This is a genomic window from Bradyrhizobium sp. 23, assembly GCF_023073295.1.
Lineage (GTDB): Bacteria > Pseudomonadota > Alphaproteobacteria > Rhizobiales > Xanthobacteraceae > Bradyrhizobium > Bradyrhizobium canariense_D.
Window position 1 is genome coordinate 148,868 of sequence record NZ_JADPJF010000034.1, and the last position, 17,496, is coordinate 166,363.

Genomic DNA, 17,496 nt, shown 5'->3' on the forward strand with positions numbered 1-17,496 from the left:
ATTGAGTAGGTGCGCCGAACCTACCTTTGACCGGCCAGGGCGAGCCTGGCCTCCATCCGACTGCCCCACCACGAGAGTGGCCAGCAGAGGATGAAATACATCGCGCCGACCACACCGAAGACGAGCAACGGCTGGTAGGTCTGGTTCGACACGATTTGACCGGCGCGGGCGAGTTCGATGAAGCCGACGATGGCAGCGAGCGAGGTACCCTTGATGAGCTGCACGAGATAGCCAATGGTCGCCGGCAGCGCGATGCGAATGGCTTGCGGCAGCACGATGTCGCGCATGCGCGCGGAATAGTGTAGACCGAGCGCCATCGCGGCCTCGGTCTGACCGCGAGGCACGGCCTGGATTGCGCCGCGCCAGATCTCGCCCAGAAAAGCCGAGGCGTTGACGGTGAACCCAATCGCGACCGCAACGAATGCTGACAGCTTCAATCCGAGGAGCGCCAAGCCGTAATACACCACGAACAGTTGCAGCAGCAGCGGTGTCCCCTGGAAGATTCCGATATAGATCCGAACTATCCATTCCACGGTCGTGCGACCGCAGGTGCGCAACAATGCGACGACCAGGCCGGCGGTACAGCCACCGACGAATGCAACCAGCGTCAGGAGTACCGTCCATTGCAGACCACGCAGGAGGAAGCCGAACTCGGGAACGCCGAAATGCGGTGTCATGATCTGTGCTCCTCAGCGCGTCGGATATGAGAAGAAGCGGTGAGAGATGATTGCGAAGCCCGCCATCAGCAGCCAGGAGATCGCGAGGTAGAGGAAAGTGACGAAAAAATAGACCTCGAAGCTGCGGAATGTGTCGCTTTCGATTCGCTGCGCGACCGACGTCAATTCGTAAGCCGACACAGCCGAACAGATCGACGAGGTCAGCGTCAGCATGATGAACTGTCCCGTGAGCGAGGGATAGATCGCGCGAAGCGCGGGCTTGAGTACGATGGAACGGAATACCTGCCCTTTGTGCAGTCCGAGCGCGTAGCCAGCCTCGATTTGCCCTTTGTGAATCGATTGCACGCCGCCGCGGATGATCTCGATGGCGTACGCGCCTCCGTTGACGCCGAGTGCGATAATGGCCGTGGCGGTCGGATTGAGCTTTACCCCGACGAGCGGCAGTGCAAAGAACAGAAAGAAGATCTGCACCAGGAACGGCGTGTTGCGCACGATTTCGACGAAGCCGATCACGATGGCGCGCAACCAGGCCGCCTTCGCATCGCGGGCCGCGACGCCCGCGACGCCGATGATCATTGCGAGCGTCATGCCAGCAAGCGCCAAACCCAACGTCCCCACGCAACCCCACAGCAACGCGGGCATTGCGTGCCAAACCACCGAGAAATCGAGCGTGTAGCCCATCTTGCGTTTCCTCTCGGGCGTTGTGCGTGCCGCTCGCCCATCGGCCGGGTGTCACCCTCCCAGGGATGCGAAAGTTGCGAAGAAGACGTCTGGATCAGGCGAGACGCCCGTGAACAGGCGGAACGCTTCGGTGCCCTGGAAGATAGCCATTCCGCCACCATCGACCGTGCGGCAGCCGAGGGCCCGCGCCGCGCGCAGCAGCGCGGTCTCCAGCGGGAAGTAGATGATCTCGGCAACCCAGAGACCGGAACACAGCATCGCCAGCGGCAGCGGCGTTCCCGGATATTTGTCCATGCCGATCGGCGTCGCGTTGACAATTCCGTCTGCGGCCGCCACGGCGGCGGCAACATCCTGGCCGACCCTCAAGCGCCCTTCTACAAATCGAGAGGACAAGCCGTCGACCACGCTCTGCGCCTTGGCCAGGTCGACGTCTATGATGGTCAGTTCCTGCACGCCAAGCTTCATCAGCGCGAAAGCAACCGCCGCACCGGCGCCGCCTGCGCCGAATTGCACGACGCGACCAAGTGGTGCACCTTGCATGTTGCGGCGGAAATTCTCCGCGAAGCCGAACCAGTCGGTGTTGTGGCCGGTCATTCGGCCGTTCCTGACGACCACGGTGTTCACCGCACCAAGCGCCTCGGCGTCGGGCGAAAGCTCGTCCAGCAGTGGAAGGATCGCCTGCTTGCAGGGATGGGTTACGTTCAAACCGTCAAAGCCCATCCGCCTTGCGGCCGTGAGCAATTCCGGCAATGCTTCGACGCCGAGGTTCAACTCGGTCAGATCGATCTTCTTGTAGAGATAGCGGATGCCAGCGGCGTCGGCGGCCGCTTCGTGCATGGGCGGCGTGCGAGACGCCGAGATGCCGCTGCCGATCAGGCCGACGAGAAAGCCGGGTTTGCGATGCATTGTCGGCGTCGTCCGTCAGCTCAATGGAACAGTCAATTCGGCGATGACCTGGGCCGTGCTCGGTCGCACGCCGCGCCACCAGACGAAGGCTTCCGCCGCCTGCTCGACCAGCATGCCGACGCCGTCAGCCAGTTTGGCCACGCCTTCGGCGCGGGCCGCTTGCAGAAAGCGAGTCAATCCTTTGCCATAGGCAAGTTCGTACGCCAGCTCCGCGCCCTGGAAGACATTCCCCGGAAGCGGCGGCATTTCACCTCGCAGGCTGGCAGAGGTCGCGTTGACCACGACGTCATAGCCCTCGGCAAGGTCCGCCAGTTCAGCGTAGCCGCTCACCATCAGGGGACCACAGCCGGCAAACTCTTCGGCCAATGCCACGGCTTTGGACAGCGTTCGATTGACGAGAACCAACTCGGACGGTTGCTGGCGCAGGAAAGGCAGCAACGCGCCACGCGCCGCTCCCCCGGCGCCGAGCATCAGGACGCGCCGACCGGCCATTTTGACGCCGAGATTGGCAGTGATGTCCTGCACCAGCCCTACCCCGTCGAAATTTTCGGCGATGATCCGGTCGCCCTCGAATTTCAGGCAGTTTGCGGCACCTGCCCGTCTGGCGCTCTCTGAAAGCTCATTTGCATAAGCGAAGGCATCGAGCTTGAAAGGGGCGGTGATGTTCAGCCCCTTGGCACCCTCTGTCCGGAATTGGTCGACCCGTCGGCTGAAGCCATCGATAGGTCCCTCGATCGCCTCATAGACGAGATCCTGTCCCGTCATTCTGGCGAAAGTGCCATGGATCAAGGGTGATTTGCTGAAGCCGATCGGATTGCCAATCACCGCATAACGATCGCTCATCGCTCACTCCCGCACTGCAGCTTCGTTGTAAAGCACGCCGTCGCGCACCATCGCGTCGACGGCTTCGGCCGACAGTCCCAGCGATGCGGCAATGCGGCGATTGTCCTGCCCAAGCAGTGGCGCCGGAGTACGCACCGTAGTGTCGCAATCGGAGAACCGGAACGGCAGGTTCGGCAGCGTTACCTTGCCGAGCACCGGATGCTCCTGCTCGACCAGCATGCCGCGCGCATGGATCTGCGGATCCCTCGCGACCTCTTCGATGGTCTGCACGGGAGCGGACGGCACACCTGCTTCCTCGAGTGCCGCAAGACACGCATCCCGAGACGGCTGTGATAGCGTCCAGTTGCGCACAATCTCCATGGCTTCAGCATAATGGGCGTTCCGCGCGGCGGGCTTGGCGAAACGCTCGTCCAATGCCAGCGTGTCTCCTCCAATCAGGCTCGCCAATCGTCGCCACGCATCATCGACTTGCGCAGCGATGACAAGATTGCCGTCCTTGGCCGGAAAGACCCCGTAAACGGTCGAGTCCGGCTGTCCGCTGCCGGTTTGCTTCGGCAGGTCAGCGCCGCCCGAGAGGAAGTAACGCTGAACCGCATAGTCGTGCATCGAGACCATGCAATCGTACAGCGCCAGATCGATATGTTGGCCGCGCCCGGACGACGCACGGCCAACCAGCGCCGCATTGATAGCAGCGACGCCATGAATGCCAGTGTACATATCGGCCAGCGGCATCCGCAGCAGTGGCGGCGCTTCGCCGGGATTGCCCAATTGCGCCAGGGCCCCCGACATCGCCTCTGCGATCAGGCCGAAGCCCGGACGATCGGCATAGGGACCGGTGTGACCATAGGCGGAGACCGAGCAATAGATCAGCTTCGGATTCCGCCCCGATAGCGCTTTGTAACCAAGCCCGAGACGTTCGAGTGCGCCGGGTCGGTAATTCTCGATGAAGACATCGGCTGTGTCGACCAGCTTCATCATCATGTCGAGACCACGCTTGTCGCGCAGGTCGATGCAAAGTCCCTGCTTCCCCATATTCTGCTGTAGGAAGTAGCCGGATTGTTCGTCCTTGAAATATCCATGGGCCCGGCCTGCGTCGCCGCCCTTTGGACGCTCCACCTTGATGACCTCCGCGCCCATCGCGGCGAGGCAACGGCCCATGAACGGGCCGGCCAGGAAATGGCTGTAGTCGATGACGCGGACGCCTTTGAGCGGCAGATCTTGCGCGGTCATGCGCGCTCTCCCGCGACGCCGGTCTTCGGGCGCATCGGAATCATCAGCCGATGCTCACCGAGCTGCACCACTTCGCCGCGCTGATTAATCAGCTCCGAGGGCAGCACCACGATGCCCCACCCGTCCCGCTTTGTCTCGCGCATTGAACCCACGCGGAACTTCACGTGCACGGTGTCCCCGAGCTTGATCGGCAGCTTGAAATCCCACGTCCAGCCCAGCGACATTCCCGGGAGGAAGCGGTAGTAGGCACGGGTCTTCAAACCGTCGGCCAGCGACAGACCAAACAGCCCGTGCGCGACGCGCGTGCCGAACGGCGTTGTCTTCGCGTACTCCTCGTCGACATGGACCGGCGTGAAATCGCCCGTCAGTTCGGCGTAGGCATTTACCATTCCTTCTGTGACCGTCACCGGTGGCGTAACGCATTCATCGCCGACCTTGGCATCGTCCCAGTAGCGCTCATCTGTCATATCGCGTCTTCCTCTAGGCACGGGGATTGATCGCCAGGGCGGCTTCCACGGCGCCTGCGCTGGCTTGCAAGATTTCGACGTTGAGCCCGCCCGGCAGCTCGAGCCAGTTCGGCCCGGCGGGCAACGCCTTGGCGCCCCAGGCGGCGGCACGGGTGAGTACACCTTCGTAATCGTCGACCATGATGCCGAGATGGGCGAGACGCCCCTCTGGTCCGACGAAATTCGGATCTTCAATGAGTTGCACGCTTCCGAGCACCCAAACCTGACGCGGGCGCGTACCATCGGCGGGTTGCTCATCGCGATTGGCGAGACCAAGCACCTCACGAAAGAAGTCGACGTGACGATCAACGTCCGGCACACGGATCGCGACGTGTTCGACATAAGCGCGGGGCAATGACATTGTCTCAAGACCTTCCAGGATAGTCGCTGCGGGCGTATTCGATGCCTTTGACCAGCGCGACGAGGGTGGAATTGACGGGGGTCGGCACGTTGAGCCTGGCGCCCCAACGCACGACGGAGCCGTGGATGTAGTCAACCTCGGTCAGATTGCCGGACTGCAAGCTCTGCAGCATCGACGTCTTGAACTCGGGCGGAAGTCCGGCGGACGCCATCGTCCAGGCGCGTCGCGGATCGGTAATCGAGATCTTCACGCCGGCAGCTTGCGCAACCGCGATGCCCTCCGAGATTGCGGCCAGCGCGCAATCTTCCAGAACTGGCAGCGAATACAGGCCGCCATAAGTCAGCCCGGTAACGGCGGTAATTCCTCCTCCGGCGACGTTGATGAACAACTTGTCCCACATCGTGCCCAAGATGTTGTCGCTGAGCCGCGTGAGAATTCCGGCGCGATTAAAAGTCCCGGAGATTAGCTGCGCACGTTCCGTCAAGCGACCGTCAAGCTCGCCGATGATGGTCTCCTTGCCGAGGACCCCGGAACGAACATGACCAGGGCCGAGCAGCACACCGCCGACGTAGGTCTTGCCCGCTATGACCCGGTCACGACCAACCTCCTCCGACAGGATGTCCTCGTGACCAAGACCGTTCTGAAGCGACATCACGACCGTCCGCGGCCCGATGATCGGCGCCGCGGCACGGATGGCATCCCGCGTGTGGTAGGATTTGACGAGGACAATGACGAGGTCTGCCTCTACGCCAACCTGGGTCGCGGAAGTGCACGCAGTGACCTTCACAACGGTCTCGGCGCCAACTTCGAGCACCCGTAGGCCGCCGGCATTGATAGCGTCGACATGAGCCTGGAACGGATCGATCAGCCAGACCTCGGCCCCGCCGCGCGCCAGCGTACCGCCGATGGTCGAGCCCAAGGCTCCCGCTCCGATAAAGCAGATCCTCATCCGAACGCTTCTCCCGCGCCATTCTCGGCGTTGGAAGCACGGTAGCCGGCCGCTCGATATTTAGATATATTATGATCTTTATAGCAATTATTGTGAATCGCAATGAAGCACCAGGATCCCATCGAGACCAACCTGCTGGACCCGCGCCTGCTCAGGCTGTTCGACGCATTGTTCGCAACGGGTAGCGTCACCAAGGCAGCCGAGAAGCTCGGTCAAAGTCAGCCGACCATTTCGATCTGGCTGGCCCGTCTGCGAAAGGAATTAGACGATCCGCTCTTCGTCCGATCAGCAGACGGCATGCTGCCGACGCCGCGCGCGGAGGCTCTGATCGGCACGGCGAGGCAGGCGCTGGAGATGCTGCGTCGCCTGGCCGAGCTTCGCAGCGACTTCGATCCGACAACCGCGAAACGCCGTTTCGCCATTTGCATGACGGATGGAAGTCACGTCACGCTGCTTCCCTCCATTCTCGCTCAGGTCCGTCGCGTTGCGCCTGGCGTTCGTATCGAGGCGACACAGATCGGCCCCGACACCCCAAGAATGCTGCAGTCCGGAAAGGCCGATCTGGCGCTCGGCTACATCTCGGATCTCGACGCGGGACACTTCCAACAGGCACTGTTTCCGCAGGATTGGGTCTGCCTGGCGAGCGCGAAACATGCCCGGATCCGCGACCGCATCACGGCAAAGGATTTCAGGCGTGAGGCACACGTCCTCATTCGCTCCGGCACCGGGCATCAGTTGCTCGCCGCTGCGCTGCAGGAGCAGAAATTAGTCCTAGACGTTGGGCTGGAGCTACCCGGCTTTTTGGGGTTGCCTGCAATCGTCGGGACGACTGACCTGATCGCCACCCTTCCAAGGCACATTGGTGAAACGCTGGCTCACTATTACGGACTGCGCGTGCTCGACTGCCCGCTGGCAATCGCCGGATTTACGGTGAAGCAATACTGGCACGCCCGCTTCCATCATGACCCGGCAAGCCAATGGCTGCGTGGCGTCTGCGCGGAGCTCTTTCAACAGCAGGAAGTGCGGGGTCTATATCGTTCCGGTCGGCCAAGGAAACGAAGGCCACGCGATTTGCAGTCGTAATGGTCCCCGGTAGCGGGGCAACGACCGCGCCCGAGGCCACCGGCCGGGCCGACTGCGGCACGGCTGCAATTCCGCACATGCGCATCTGGACCGGTTGTCCGCTTCGTTCGCCGTAGCACCCTATTCTACGATGAGGGCAAAACACCTGCCCGCCCAGCTTCCACGGTATATGTTCGGATGGAAGCCTCGGAGATAAGCCAGCATGGCCACGCCGTTTAGTTCGATTCTGGACCGAGCCTTAAAATCTGTGTTTCCAAACGCGCCCAAAGTGAAACTGCTTACCGAATGAACTCAACAGCTTGACATCTGGCTGGGGCGGGAGGGTACTCAGCCAGGTTTGGACCTGCGGCGGCTGAAGCTACGCACCTGAAAAGACTGGAGAAAATCCGGGCGACACTGGCAATGTGTAGCATCTTGGTGTCGCACTATCAAGAAACACCAAAAAACGAAACGGCGGCATATCTGAACCAACTGGCATCACACTGTCGTCTCACGTCCGGAGCGACCGCAACACAGGATGAGCGACCATACCGCCCCAAGCTGGAACCCGTTCATGTCGTGTGGCCTGAGCGGCGTGCGGCCAACGTGTGCGACAGCAGCAGCGCCGCGGGGGCGAAGAAGGCGGAGGCCAAGGTGGTGCTCGGGGATATGCCCAACGCGACCGACAGCCGAGGACCCCGGCGCGCGCGCTCTCATCAAGGACTCGGCGACCTTCGCCCGCCAGTAGGAAGAGCACAGGAGGCAACGCTTCGCCCGCGCAGGCCTTCGCGGTCGTCCATTGGGCGAAGTTCTGTCGCTCGCGCGGTGGCCGCCGATGCCGTGCGAAAGTAGCCGATGACGTCTCGCGCTTGAAGATTGTGCTGATGAAGGACCCGCTTCAGAGTTCGCGTCCAGCACAATGGCTGTGTCGCGGACCAAATGAAGGGCGAAAAGCTCAGTCAGCCAGGCATTCCGAGTTCTGTGCGCTCCCAGATCACGCGTTACTTCTTCGAGAATTGGCCGTTACATTTTGCGGGATTAGGCGTTACTTTTGGGGGAAGTAACGGGGGGCGCCGGCAGAACCCCGCCTACTCCGCTTCCTACAATACTCCCTACGATGTCCTCTGAAATCGAACAGACGGCACCGTTCCTCTCGATAACGCTGCGCGTAGCCGCAGATGCACCATCGAGAGTCGCTTCGCCCGCAGGAATTCGATTGGGCCTGGTCCGAGGACCTCGTCGAAGGCACGGTACAAGCTCCTGCGACCCCCCTCGAGACTGCTGCAGAGCTCGGATACGTGCACGGCAGATGGCCATTATGTGCGATGTAGTGCTCCGCCTCCCGCACAACTTGACCGAAGATGGCGCATTGCGTTCGGCCTCGGCCGCAGGATCGAGGGCGGCCGGTGCGAGGAATATCGAGCAACGACCTCTAAGCCCTCCGATGCCGCTAAACGGCTGCCCGCCTACAAGGAGGGTCGACCGTTTCCAGGAGACCTTGCAACGGCAGCTACCTTCGTCGGCGGAAACGGACCCTCCGTTCAGTGCGGGCGTTGGGATTAGTCAGGGTCGGCGGAGCGGTCGCAGCTTGCAACACATGCGGGTCCGGCTCAGGTCCACCTCGTCGCGCGACTTCCCTGCCTTGTAGGGACCTGGTGCACAACCCGGCCCCCCACGGCCGAAACGCGGTCGGTAGTTCGGAGCGGCATCACCGCAAACAAGGTAACGGCGGTACGGATCGGGCTGGGAGGCGCTCGACACTCGGGGACATCAAGCAGCTGGGCCCACGCCGCTTCTTTCCTTGATCACGTTGCGTGTCGCGGGCCTACTGGTCCTCATGCTCTAACTGTTCGGCAAGTCCGTTGTATTCTTCAGTTAGATCCTTGATCTTTTCAGCGAATTGCGGGTGTGCCGCCCCTTCGGCTAATTGACGCAACCACACGGCCCTCTTGCGCGACCTTTCCGTGTCAAGGTGGATGGGAGGTTTCAGATGCATTTGCTCTCCCTCCAATGCTCACAGAAAAGCCGCCCCGAAGGGCGGCCTTTCCATCCTTGGACGTAATTGTGTGCGGCGTTCGAGCGCCGTCTTTGGCACACGTTGAAGCATACTCCCACTCCTCGGGCGATTACCATCGCGCAGCGCACCAAAACGTTCGTGCTGCCGCGCATCTACCGGCATTGCTGCGCTAGGCTCGCTGAGACGCCGCGCTTCCTTCGCCTGCCAGTTGAGGTTTTGACTCTGAGCCACATTCACGACTGAACCTTCCTCCCCCGAGCGGAGGTCATGATAGTCAGGATTTTCCTGACGGGCGACAAGCGAGCTCCCGACTGCCCGGCGAGCTGCCAATCGCTACATTCCGTTGGGCCTGAAGCGATCGTTCGTGGGGAGTCCCGTGAGGAAAGCATTTTTTGAGGAGGCCCCGGCCGGCAACTTTTTGCGCAGCATCAAAAACTACTAGCCGTAGAGCCGAGAAACTCGCGTGCAGGTGCCGGCAAGGCTCGGGCTGCAGGCACGGGCCTTGCGTGCGCACACTCATTGCCCCCTTCTGTCCGCATGTGCAATTGCTTGATCGACAACTCCACTCTACCCGTCGATCTCGGCGCCGCACGTTGTCGAACCACTGGCTGCTCACAGGAGCAGCTGGGTAGGAGTCATCTGAATGTACGGCACCCTGCTGCTACTCGTCATGCTAATCGCTCTCTCCGTCTTCGGCCTCGTGGCCTTGGAGGTCGCGGCGCGTCGATCGCCTGAAGGTAAACCTCAAGCGGCCAGGCTAAACCGGCGGCTGAGATAATCCCCGTTTCTCGGTCCATTCGCTGGAGAATGCTCAGTCGATAGCTGCCGTGCAACGGCGGCTTCGCGGCGCTTTGTCCTGTCCTTATTTACTCGGTGCTGGGAGGCGAGCCGACGAGTGATCGCTCGAGCCGCCCGTCGCATTCGGAGACGAACCCGGTGCACCACTCGTTGCATACACGTACAGGGCCACGACAAACATAAGAACGGATACGACGGTGACAATCCAGCCGACGGGGCCGTTCGCGCGGGAGCCCCACAAGTTTGATCTGCTACCGTTTGGTTGAGACATTTTATTCTCCCAAGCCAACAATACTAGACCGCGGCCTTTCAGCACATGAGGCTTCTTAGCGCAGTTCGGTTCGGGCATGATCCCCACGAAAACCGGATTCGGAGGCTTCGTTTTGCTGGTCGCACTCGTCGTTGTTTTCGTCGTGGTTTATGCCGCTATAGCGCTTGAGCACCCGATCCAAATAGAGAAATCAGCTTCCGCCCTTTTTGGCGCCGGCCTGCTCTGGACGATCTATGCCGTGGGAGCAACTGACCACGACGCTATCGTCGAACAGCTCCGCGAGACCATCGGCTCGACTGCAGGGATCATATTTTTCCTGATGGGCGCCATGACCATTGTCGAGGTCATCGACGCGCACGACGGATTCGAGATCATCACCTCGCAGATCAACACAAAGAAGTTGACGACCCTGCTGTGGCTCATCTGCGCCGTGACGTTCTTTCTGAGCGCGGTGTTGGACAATCTCACCACCACGATCGTCATGGTCTCTCTGATCAGAAAACTGCTCGACAAGCAAAGTGATCGGCTGTTGTTCGTCGCGATGATTGTGATCGCTGCCAACGCAGGCGGCGCGTGGTCCCCCATTGGAGACGTCACCACAACCATGCTGTGGATCGGTGGCCAGATCACCGCTCTCGCCATAGTCAAGACGCTATTCCTCGCGTCCCTCACGAACATGCTGATCCCGCTGCTCATCGTGAATTACCAGCTGCGGGGGCGAACTTTCGCTTCTTCCAAGATCGATGGCAGCGACGATGCGTTCACGCCGGCCTTCGAACGAAACGTCATGTTCACCCTCGGGGTTGCCATCCTGGTCCTGGTGCCAGCGTTCAAAACCGTTACGCACCTGCCGCCTTTCATGGGCATCCTCTTCGGCTTGGGAACATTGTGGCTCGTCGGCGAGATCATTCATCGCCGGAAGCAACCGCTGGAGAGAAGGCCGTTGACCGTGGCGCACGCTCTCACCCAGATCGACCTCAGCTCAATCGTCTTCTTCCTGGGCATTCTGCTGGCCGTTGCCACGCTGGAGCACACCCATATTCTTGCCGCCCTTGCAGCCTGGCTGGATCAAAGCATCGGCCGCACCGACGCAATCGTGCTTGCGTTGGGGCTGCTCAGCGCCATCGTCGACAACGTTCCCTTGGTCGCAGCGTCGATGGGGATGTATGGAATGAGCCAGTATCCACCGGACAGTTTTCTGTGGGAATTCATCGCCTACTGCGCCGGCACGGGCGGATCGATACTGATCATCGGCTCTGCTGCGGGAGTTGCTGCGATGGGAATCGAGAAGATCCAGTTCATTTGGTACATGCGAAAGATCAGCGTACTCGCGCTCCTCGGATACTTCGCCGGAGCGGCGGTGTACATTGTGCAGTTCCGGTACTTTCACTGAACGCAGGGACGCGCACGCGCCGAGGCAGTTTGAATGGACCCGCTTACTCTTCAGAGCCAATGCTCTCCTTCAGGCTTGCAGTCTGCAGGCCTGCGCGGCCGCAGGCCGGTCGCGCGTGCCTATGCCCGCCAATCCGGATGCCTTGGATCCGCGGGACAACCTACGTTGCCGTACTTTTCGGCGTGTCCACCCTCGGCAGCCGCGAAGCGCACCACCCGCTCCGGCGTGACGTGAAGGATTGAAGGCCCGAAGTAGGCTGTCTTCGCGACGGAGCACCGCTCAATTTTCATCCACAACAAGCAGATGCGCGGAAGCAGACATGCCCGACGAGCGACGGTTCGACATCTTGTCCCCGGATTTTCACGCGAACCCTTTTACGACGCTCGACCGCATGCGAACCGAAGGCCCGGTGGTGCGCTTGAGATTGCCGATCGTCGGCCGCACCTGGCTCGCGGCGAGCCATGAGAGCTGCGCAGAACTGTTGAAAAACAGCCAGGACTTCGCGCGCGATCCCGCCAACGCCGGAAGCAGAACGCAAGAGCGGATATTGAAAGTTCTCCCGAGGACGCTCGGGCTTCTTGCGTCGAACATGCTCGGCCACGACGATCCGGAGCACCGTCGCCTGCGTGCCCTCGTCGACCACGCCTTCCAGAGGCGCACGATCGCAGCTCTCAAGCCGACGATCGTTGAGACGGCCGATCGGCTGCTCGACAAGCTGGGCGGCAAGCCCGAGACCGATCTCATGGCAGAGTTCTGCCGAGATCTGCCCCTTTCGGTAATCTGCGCGATGCTAGGGTTGCCGGAGAAGGATCACGAGCGGTTCAAGAACTGGTTGGGTGGGTTGAAGGACACTGCGAATTTCTTTGCGGTGATCCGCGCCATCCCCGGTGTGATCAGCGTCGTGCGCTACCTTCGACGCGTTTCGAGACCCGGTGGCGGGGCGCGGCCTGAGGGTCTGATCGCTGCGCTACGCGAGGCGGAGATCGAAGGCCACACGCTTAGCGAGGGCGAAATCGTCTCCATGATCTTCCTGCTCTTCGGTGCGGGACAGGAAACCACTACGCATCTGATATCGGGCGGTCTCTACGCGCTGCTCACGAATAGGGACCAGTTGAGCCGGTTGCGCCAAGACCCGGGCCTGATGCCCACATGCATCGAGGAATGTCTTCGTTACGTCTCCCCCGTGCAGATGACCAAGCCTCGTTTCGCAACCCGGGATTTGATCTGGCAAGGACGCCAGGTCCGGCGCGGCGAGATGTTTGCTGCATTCCTTGCCGCAGCGAACTGCGACTCGGCAAGGTTCGAACAGCCCCACACGTTCGACATTACGCGCCACCCAAATCCGCACCTTTCGTTCGGCACCGGCGTACACTTTTGCCTCGGCTTCCAGCTCGCGCGCGCAGAGGCGTCGATAGGAATTCAGCGCATCGGGGATCGCTTTCCCGACTTGCGGCTTGCCCGTGGGCCCGAAGACATCAGGTGGCACAAGCGGCTTGGCATCCGCGCGCTGGCGCGATTGCCGGTGCGACTAGCGGCCTGAGCGCCGGCATCTCCGAGGGTCCGAGACCTGGGTCATCGCCTGCTCGGCGCCTTGGCCACCTCTCTCGATCACCGAAGGATGTTGCGGATATGCCAAACCATAGTGGCGGCATAAACGAGGAGAGCGATGCAAATGCCCGCTGCCAGTTGAGGCGTCGAAAGAGACGCTCTTGTCAGGAAGAAGACGATGCAAAACAGGACGACCACGCCCAGCAAAGACGGCACATGTTTCATATTCGCCTACCAATTCTTCCCGCCTCCGGAGCAATGCTACCCTTCCGCACTCAAATACCTCGCCTCGGTCACCCGGCCTCCGGTTCACGAGTCGTAGCAGGGCCGCGGCTGATGATACCGTTAGATTTCCCCGCTGCGGGTCGAAATGAGCCGAATGGAAGAAGGACCTTCCACATTGGCGCTCGTGTACGCCTCTGCCGCTGCGATCAGTTGCGTCAGGGCCAAGCGGTCGTAGGCGGGATGCCGTGGATTCAGATGCAGGTCCGTCTCGACGATCATCGCCTGGGTCACTCCGGAGGATTGGACCTCGACGGCAAACGACACGAACGAGACATGCGGGGCTCTAAAGGGCATGGGTCACACCTCACAAGCGCCGGACTTGGCTGAAGCCCCAGCCGAGGCCGAGCATCGCTGCAACAAGCGAGCCGAGAAGGACGCCCAGTTTCGCCGCCGTCAGGAGTCCTTCATCCGCGAAGGCGAGCATCGAAATGAAGATCGACATGGTGAAACCGATCCCGGCCAGCAGCCCGACCAAGCAGACCCCAGCCCAGGAAACTCCCGGAGCCAACCGACACCAGCCCAGTCGTACGGCCGCCCAAGTCGCGCCGACGACACCAAGCGGCTTGCCGGCGACCAAGGCGAGCGCTGTGCCCAGCATCACCAAACGTCCACCGGCGGGCAGATCGACGCTCGTCAGGCCGACGCCGGCGTTCGCCAGCGCGAAGATCGGCATGATGACGTATGCCACCCACGGATGCAGCGCCGTCTGCACCCGAGAGACCGGCGGCAGTAGCTCCCGTTGGGCCACGCGCAGGTCCCGCAGTGGTTGGGCCAACCTGTGCGGATCCTTCGCCCTGACCGCATCGCTGCTTCGCAACTGCTTGAGAGCGCGAGAGACCATCTCCAGTGGTGGTTCCCGCATCGGGATGGCGCGCGCGGGAGTCATCACCCCGAGCAGCACACCCGCTAGGGTGGGATGGATCCCAGCCGCCATGAACCCGATCCAAACCAGAGAACCAGGTAGGACGTAGAAAAGCGCAGAGCCGACCCCGATCCGGCGAAAGCCCAGGACGGCGACAACGCCGATCATCGACACGACGAAACCGCCAGGCTGAAGGCCTGCGGTGTAGAAGAGCGCGATGATCAGCACCGCAATGATGTCGTCGATGATAGCCAGAGCAAGGAGGAAGACCCGCAAATTGACCGGGATTCTTCGTCCGAGCAGGGCGAGCACTCCGACTGCGAAGGCGATGTCCGTCGCCGTAGGCACGGCCCAGCCCTGCCCTCGATCCGGACCGGCGTTAAGACTCAGATAGATCAGTGCCGGGACGACGACGCCACCAATCGCCGCGACCAGCGGCAGCATGGCCTGGTCCAGCCTGCTCAGCGCGCCTTCGTGGACTTCCCGCCGAATCTCCATGCCCACGACGAGGAAGAACACGGTCATCAGCACGTCGTTGACCCAGAAATGCAGCGAGCGTGAAAAGACGAATTCTCCCAGGGCGATCGTCACCGGAAGGTGCCAGAAATCGTGATAGCTGTGAGCCACTGGGGAATTCGCCCAGATCAGTGCAGCGGCGGCGGCAGCGAGCAGGACCGCACCGCTGACAGCCTCGACATGCAGGAACCGCTGAAGGGTGTTGAGGGCCTGTTCGGCCAGCCGCTGGGCTTTCGGCAGATCGTCAAACGGAGGATTGTGGTTCACGGGCGCAGGATCTCCGCGTGGCGGCCCGACCATCGCTTTCCTGTCGCTGCCGATACAGCGAACACCCGAACCCGGTTATACATCGCATGGGCGTCATTTCAACCTTCCACGACGGAACACGGCGTCCGAAAAGTCGGCCGTGGAGAGGATCAGGCGGCAGCAGCTGCATCATCTGCCCTCTCGGGCGGCACTCATTCCGGGTGTGTGTGCTCGCAGGCGCTCGGAATCCTTTCAGGCTCTGGAGCGGTACCGGCGCGCTAAAACGCCTGGCAGGCTCCGCCCTTGCGCTTGACGGGTCGTCCCCGGCGTACTGAAATCCCCGCTCCGGCTGGTGTTGCGGGGAGTTCTACAGGGGCTTTGCGCAACGCTGAGCAACACGACACCCTAGGTTGCCGCCAGGATCGGAGTTTTGGTCGGGCTGTCCGGCAGCGAGAGAGGAAGCCCCGCGGATGTGCCGCCGCGCACGCCCGCTGTTGCGTACTCCAAGAGGAGCGCACTTGCGGGTGCGCTCCTCTTGTGCGACGACGCGGTTGGAACACGACTATCAGTGTGTAACCAGCGGACACGCCGAGTCGGACAACTTGCCGAATGCTTCTTCGCCCGACATAGCGTGAACCAGTTTGTAATAGTCCCAAGGTTGTTTGGACTCATCGGGTTTCTTGACCTGCATGATATACATCTCATGCTCCATCAGGCCGTCGGCACGGATCTTGCCGTTGCTGGTGAACATGTCGTCGATCTTCATCTTCTTGAGCTCCGCCATGACCTTCTCTGAATTGGTGGAGCTGGCAGCCTTGACCGCGTTGAGGTAGCTCATGGTCGCCGAATAGTAGCCCGCCTGATTCATGGTGGGCTCGCGCTTCGTCTTCTCATAGTAGCGTTTGGCGAAGGCGCGGGTCTTCTCGTTAAGATCCCAATACCAGCCGGTGGTGAGGTACAGGCCCTGTGCGGTCTTGAGGCCAAGGCTGTGAATGTCGCTGATGAAGGCGAGCAATGCGGCCGGCTTCATTGTCTTGGCGATGCCGAACTCGTCGGCAGCCTTGATCGAATTGGTGAAGTCGTTGCCGGCATTGGCGAGTCCAAGCACCTGCGCACCTGCGTTTTGGGCCTGGAGCAGATAGCTTGAGAAGTCCGACGTGGAGAGCGGAACGCGCACGGCGCCGATCACCTTGCCGCCATTGGCCTCAACCACCTTCGAGGCGGACTCCTGCAACTGGGTGCCGAAGGCGTAGTCGGCGGTGAGAAAGAACCAGGTTTTGCCGCCCTGCTTGACCATGGTCTTGGCGGTACCGTTGCCGAGCGCCGTCGTGTCGTAGACGTAGTGGACCGTATAGGGTGTGCAGTCCTTGCCGGTCAGTGATGCGCCGGCTGCGCCGATAGCGATGAACGGAATTTTCTTCTCCTTGGCGACATTGTTCATCGCCAAGCTGACTCCCGTGTTCGATCCGCCGAGAATCATCGTAACGCCATCCCGATCGGCCCATTCGCGGAATTTTTGGGCTCCAACGTCGGGCTTGTTCTGGTGATCGGACACCATGAACTCGATCTTGTTCCCGAGCACGCTGCCGCCAAAATCCTCGATCGCCATCTTGGCCGCCTCGACGCCGCCGGGGCCGATCACGTCGGCATACAGGCCGGACATATCGTCGATATCGCCGATCACGACCTTGTTTTCGGCGGCGTGTGCAGTCGTCATCGCCATTGACGCCGCCAGCAACAGTTGAACCGTTCTTACCGCAATGCATTTCATTTGACGTGTTCCTCCTTTTCGATTTCAGCGCGAGGTCGTCAAGACTTCGCGTCGTCACGTCGCGCTCGGTGAAATCAACTAAACGCCGAGATAGCGCTGGAGCAGCTCCGGCTGGGCCTTGAGCTCCCGAGCTGGCCCGTCGTGCACGATGTGTCCGTTGTTGATGATGTAGATCCGGCTCGCCAGCGCCAGCGTCGCCGCCAGGTTCTGCTCGACCAGCACGATGGTCTGGCCGGCGGCGGCGAGCTCGCGGCAGGCCTTGACCAGATCGTGGACGATGACGGGCGCGAGCCCCTCGAACGGCTCGTCCAGCAGCACGATCTTGGGATCGCGCACCAGCGCCCGCGCGATAGCGAGCATCTGCTGTTCGCCGCCCGACAGCTCGGTGCCGCGGTTGCTACGCCGCTCCTTCAGTCGCGGAAACATCTCGTAGATGCGGTCGAGAGGCCAGCGTTTGGGCGCCGTGATCCCGGCGAGCAGGATATTCTCTTCCACCGACAGGCTGCCGAAAATGCGGCGTTCCTCGTGCACGAGCTGCATGCCGGCCTGCGCGATTCTGTGGCTCTTGCGCCCG

At 61.4% G+C, this 17,496-nt stretch carries 16 protein-coding genes; 3 read left to right on the forward strand and 13 right to left on the reverse strand.

The genetic code is table 11. The features are described 5' to 3' along the window. Window positions 1-20: 20 nt before the first annotated feature. Genes IVB32_RS05780 through IVB32_RS05815 form a run of 8 tightly spaced genes read right to left on the reverse strand, consistent with a single transcriptional unit; the run spans window position 21 to window position 6,153 of the window. On the reverse strand, window positions 21-677 hold the full coding sequence (locus IVB32_RS05780; protein WP_018460423.1) for an amino acid ABC transporter permease: 657 nt from the start codon (window positions 675-677) through the stop codon (window positions 21-23). Window positions 678-689: 12 nt separating this feature from the next. Then, a complete protein-coding gene (locus IVB32_RS05785) occupies window positions 690-1,358 on the reverse strand; it encodes an amino acid ABC transporter permease (RefSeq protein WP_007601261.1) in 669 nt (222 codons plus the stop codon). A 51-nt stretch (window positions 1,359-1,409) separates the two neighbouring features. Continuing rightward, on the reverse strand, window positions 1,410-2,264 hold the full coding sequence (locus tag IVB32_RS05790) for a shikimate dehydrogenase (RefSeq protein ID WP_247299819.1): 855 nt from the start codon (window positions 2,262-2,264) through the stop codon (window positions 1,410-1,412). Between the two features lie 15 nt (window positions 2,265-2,279). Continuing rightward, complete coding sequence (gene aroE, locus IVB32_RS05795) at window positions 2,280-3,107, reverse strand: shikimate dehydrogenase (protein WP_018460426.1); 828 nt, start codon at window positions 3,105-3,107, stop codon at window positions 2,280-2,282. A 3-nt stretch (window positions 3,108-3,110) separates the two neighbouring features. Further along, complete coding sequence (locus tag IVB32_RS05800) at window positions 3,111-4,337, reverse strand: CoA transferase (RefSeq protein ID WP_018460427.1); 1,227 nt, start codon at window positions 4,335-4,337, stop codon at window positions 3,111-3,113. Then, entirely contained in the window at window positions 4,334-4,804 is a 471-nt protein-coding gene (locus IVB32_RS05805) for a MaoC/PaaZ C-terminal domain-containing protein (protein WP_018460428.1), read from the reverse strand. The genes IVB32_RS05800 and IVB32_RS05805 overlap by 4 nt, the downstream gene beginning before the upstream one ends. Before the next feature lie 13 nt (window positions 4,805-4,817). After that, window positions 4,818-5,204 carry a VOC family protein gene (locus IVB32_RS05810; protein WP_026234029.1) on the reverse strand — a complete coding sequence of 129 codons (387 nt, stop codon included), beginning with the start codon at window positions 5,202-5,204 and terminating at the stop codon, window positions 4,818-4,820. Between the two features lie 4 nt (window positions 5,205-5,208). Beyond that, window positions 5,209-6,153: a ketopantoate reductase family protein gene (locus IVB32_RS05815; RefSeq protein WP_247370641.1), complete on the reverse strand. Its 945-nt coding sequence runs from the start codon at window positions 6,151-6,153 to the stop codon at window positions 5,209-5,211. Window positions 6,154-6,255: 102 nt separating this feature from the next. On the opposite strand from IVB32_RS05815, the gene IVB32_RS05820 reads away from it, so the two are divergent. Next, window positions 6,256-7,236, forward strand: a complete 981-nt coding sequence (locus tag IVB32_RS05820; protein WP_018460432.1) for a LysR family transcriptional regulator — start codon at window positions 6,256-6,258, stop codon at window positions 7,234-7,236. Between the two features lie 1,804 nt (window positions 7,237-9,040). Here the strand turns inward: IVB32_RS05820 and IVB32_RS05830 are convergent. Then, complete coding sequence (locus IVB32_RS05830; protein ID WP_247409967.1) at window positions 9,041-9,211, reverse strand: hypothetical protein; 171 nt, start codon at window positions 9,209-9,211, stop codon at window positions 9,041-9,043. A 1,202-nt stretch (window positions 9,212-10,413) separates the two neighbouring features. On the opposite strand from IVB32_RS05830, the gene nhaD reads away from it, so the two are divergent. Then, complete coding sequence (gene nhaD / locus IVB32_RS05835) at window positions 10,414-11,694, forward strand: sodium:proton antiporter NhaD (protein ID WP_247409974.1); 1,281 nt, start codon at window positions 10,414-10,416, stop codon at window positions 11,692-11,694. Between the two features lie 319 nt (window positions 11,695-12,013). Further along, a complete protein-coding gene (locus IVB32_RS05840; protein WP_247409968.1) occupies window positions 12,014-13,234 on the forward strand; it encodes a cytochrome P450 in 1,221 nt (406 codons plus the stop codon). Between the two features lie 353 nt (window positions 13,235-13,587). On the opposite strand, the gene IVB32_RS05845 is transcribed toward IVB32_RS05840, so the two are convergent. From IVB32_RS05845 to IVB32_RS05860, 4 genes are all read right to left on the reverse strand, one after another. Then, a complete protein-coding gene (locus IVB32_RS05845) occupies window positions 13,588-13,821 on the reverse strand; it encodes a hypothetical protein (protein WP_247409969.1) in 234 nt (77 codons plus the stop codon). Window positions 13,822-13,831: 10 nt separating this feature from the next. Then, window positions 13,832-15,205, reverse strand: a complete 1,374-nt coding sequence (nhaA, locus tag IVB32_RS05850; protein WP_247409970.1) for a Na+/H+ antiporter NhaA — start codon at window positions 15,203-15,205, stop codon at window positions 13,832-13,834. A 511-nt stretch (window positions 15,206-15,716) separates the two neighbouring features. Continuing rightward, the gene (locus IVB32_RS05855; RefSeq protein WP_247409971.1) at window positions 15,717-16,874 is read right to left on the reverse strand and encodes an ABC transporter substrate-binding protein; all 1,158 of its coding nucleotides are present in this window, start codon (window positions 16,872-16,874) and stop codon (window positions 15,717-15,719) included. 126 nt (window positions 16,875-17,000) lie between these two features. Next, on the reverse strand, window positions 17,001-17,496 hold a 496-nt coding region (locus tag IVB32_RS05860), incomplete at its 5' end, for an ATP-binding cassette domain-containing protein (protein ID WP_247409972.1).

What these genes read in the sequence shown, in the direction of transcription:
- IVB32_RS05780 (WP_018460423.1), bottom strand. Translation starts at nt 677, where the DNA reads ATGACACCGCATTTCGGCGTTCCCGAGTTCGGCTTCCTCCTGCGTGGT.
- IVB32_RS05785 (WP_007601261.1), bottom strand. Translation starts at nt 1,358, where the DNA reads ATGGGCTACACGCTCGATTTCTCGGTGGTTTGGCACGCAATGCCCGCG.
- IVB32_RS05790 (WP_247299819.1), bottom strand. Translation starts at nt 2,264, where the DNA reads ATGCATCGCAAACCCGGCTTTCTCGTCGGCCTGATCGGCAGCGGCATC.
- aroE (WP_018460426.1), bottom strand. Translation starts at nt 3,107, where the DNA reads ATGAGCGATCGTTATGCGGTGATTGGCAATCCGATCGGCTTCAGCAAA.
- IVB32_RS05800 (WP_018460427.1), bottom strand. Translation starts at nt 4,337, where the DNA reads ATGACCGCGCAAGATCTGCCGCTCAAAGGCGTCCGCGTCATCGACTAC.
- IVB32_RS05805 (WP_018460428.1), bottom strand. Translation starts at nt 4,804, where the DNA reads ATGACAGATGAGCGCTACTGGGACGATGCCAAGGTCGGCGATGAATGC.
- IVB32_RS05810 (WP_026234029.1), bottom strand. Translation starts at nt 5,204, where the DNA reads ATGTCATTGCCCCGCGCTTATGTCGAACACGTCGCGATCCGTGTGCCG.
- IVB32_RS05815 (WP_247370641.1), bottom strand. Translation starts at nt 6,153, where the DNA reads ATGAGGATCTGCTTTATCGGAGCGGGAGCCTTGGGCTCGACCATCGGC.
- IVB32_RS05820 (WP_018460432.1), top strand. Translation starts at nt 6,256, where the DNA reads ATGAAGCACCAGGATCCCATCGAGACCAACCTGCTGGACCCGCGCCTG.
- IVB32_RS05830 (WP_247409967.1), bottom strand. Translation starts at nt 9,211, where the DNA reads ATGCATCTGAAACCTCCCATCCACCTTGACACGGAAAGGTCGCGCAAG.
- IVB32_RS05840 (WP_247409968.1), top strand. Translation starts at nt 12,014, where the DNA reads ATGCCCGACGAGCGACGGTTCGACATCTTGTCCCCGGATTTTCACGCG.
- IVB32_RS05845 (WP_247409969.1), bottom strand. Translation starts at nt 13,821, where the DNA reads ATGCCCTTTAGAGCCCCGCATGTCTCGTTCGTGTCGTTTGCCGTCGAG.
- nhaA (WP_247409970.1), bottom strand. Translation starts at nt 15,205, where the DNA reads ATGGTCGGGCCGCCACGCGGAGATCCTGCGCCCGTGAACCACAATCCT.
- IVB32_RS05855 (WP_247409971.1), bottom strand. Translation starts at nt 16,874, where the DNA reads ATGGCGATGACGACTGCACACGCCGCCGAAAACAAGGTCGTGATCGGC.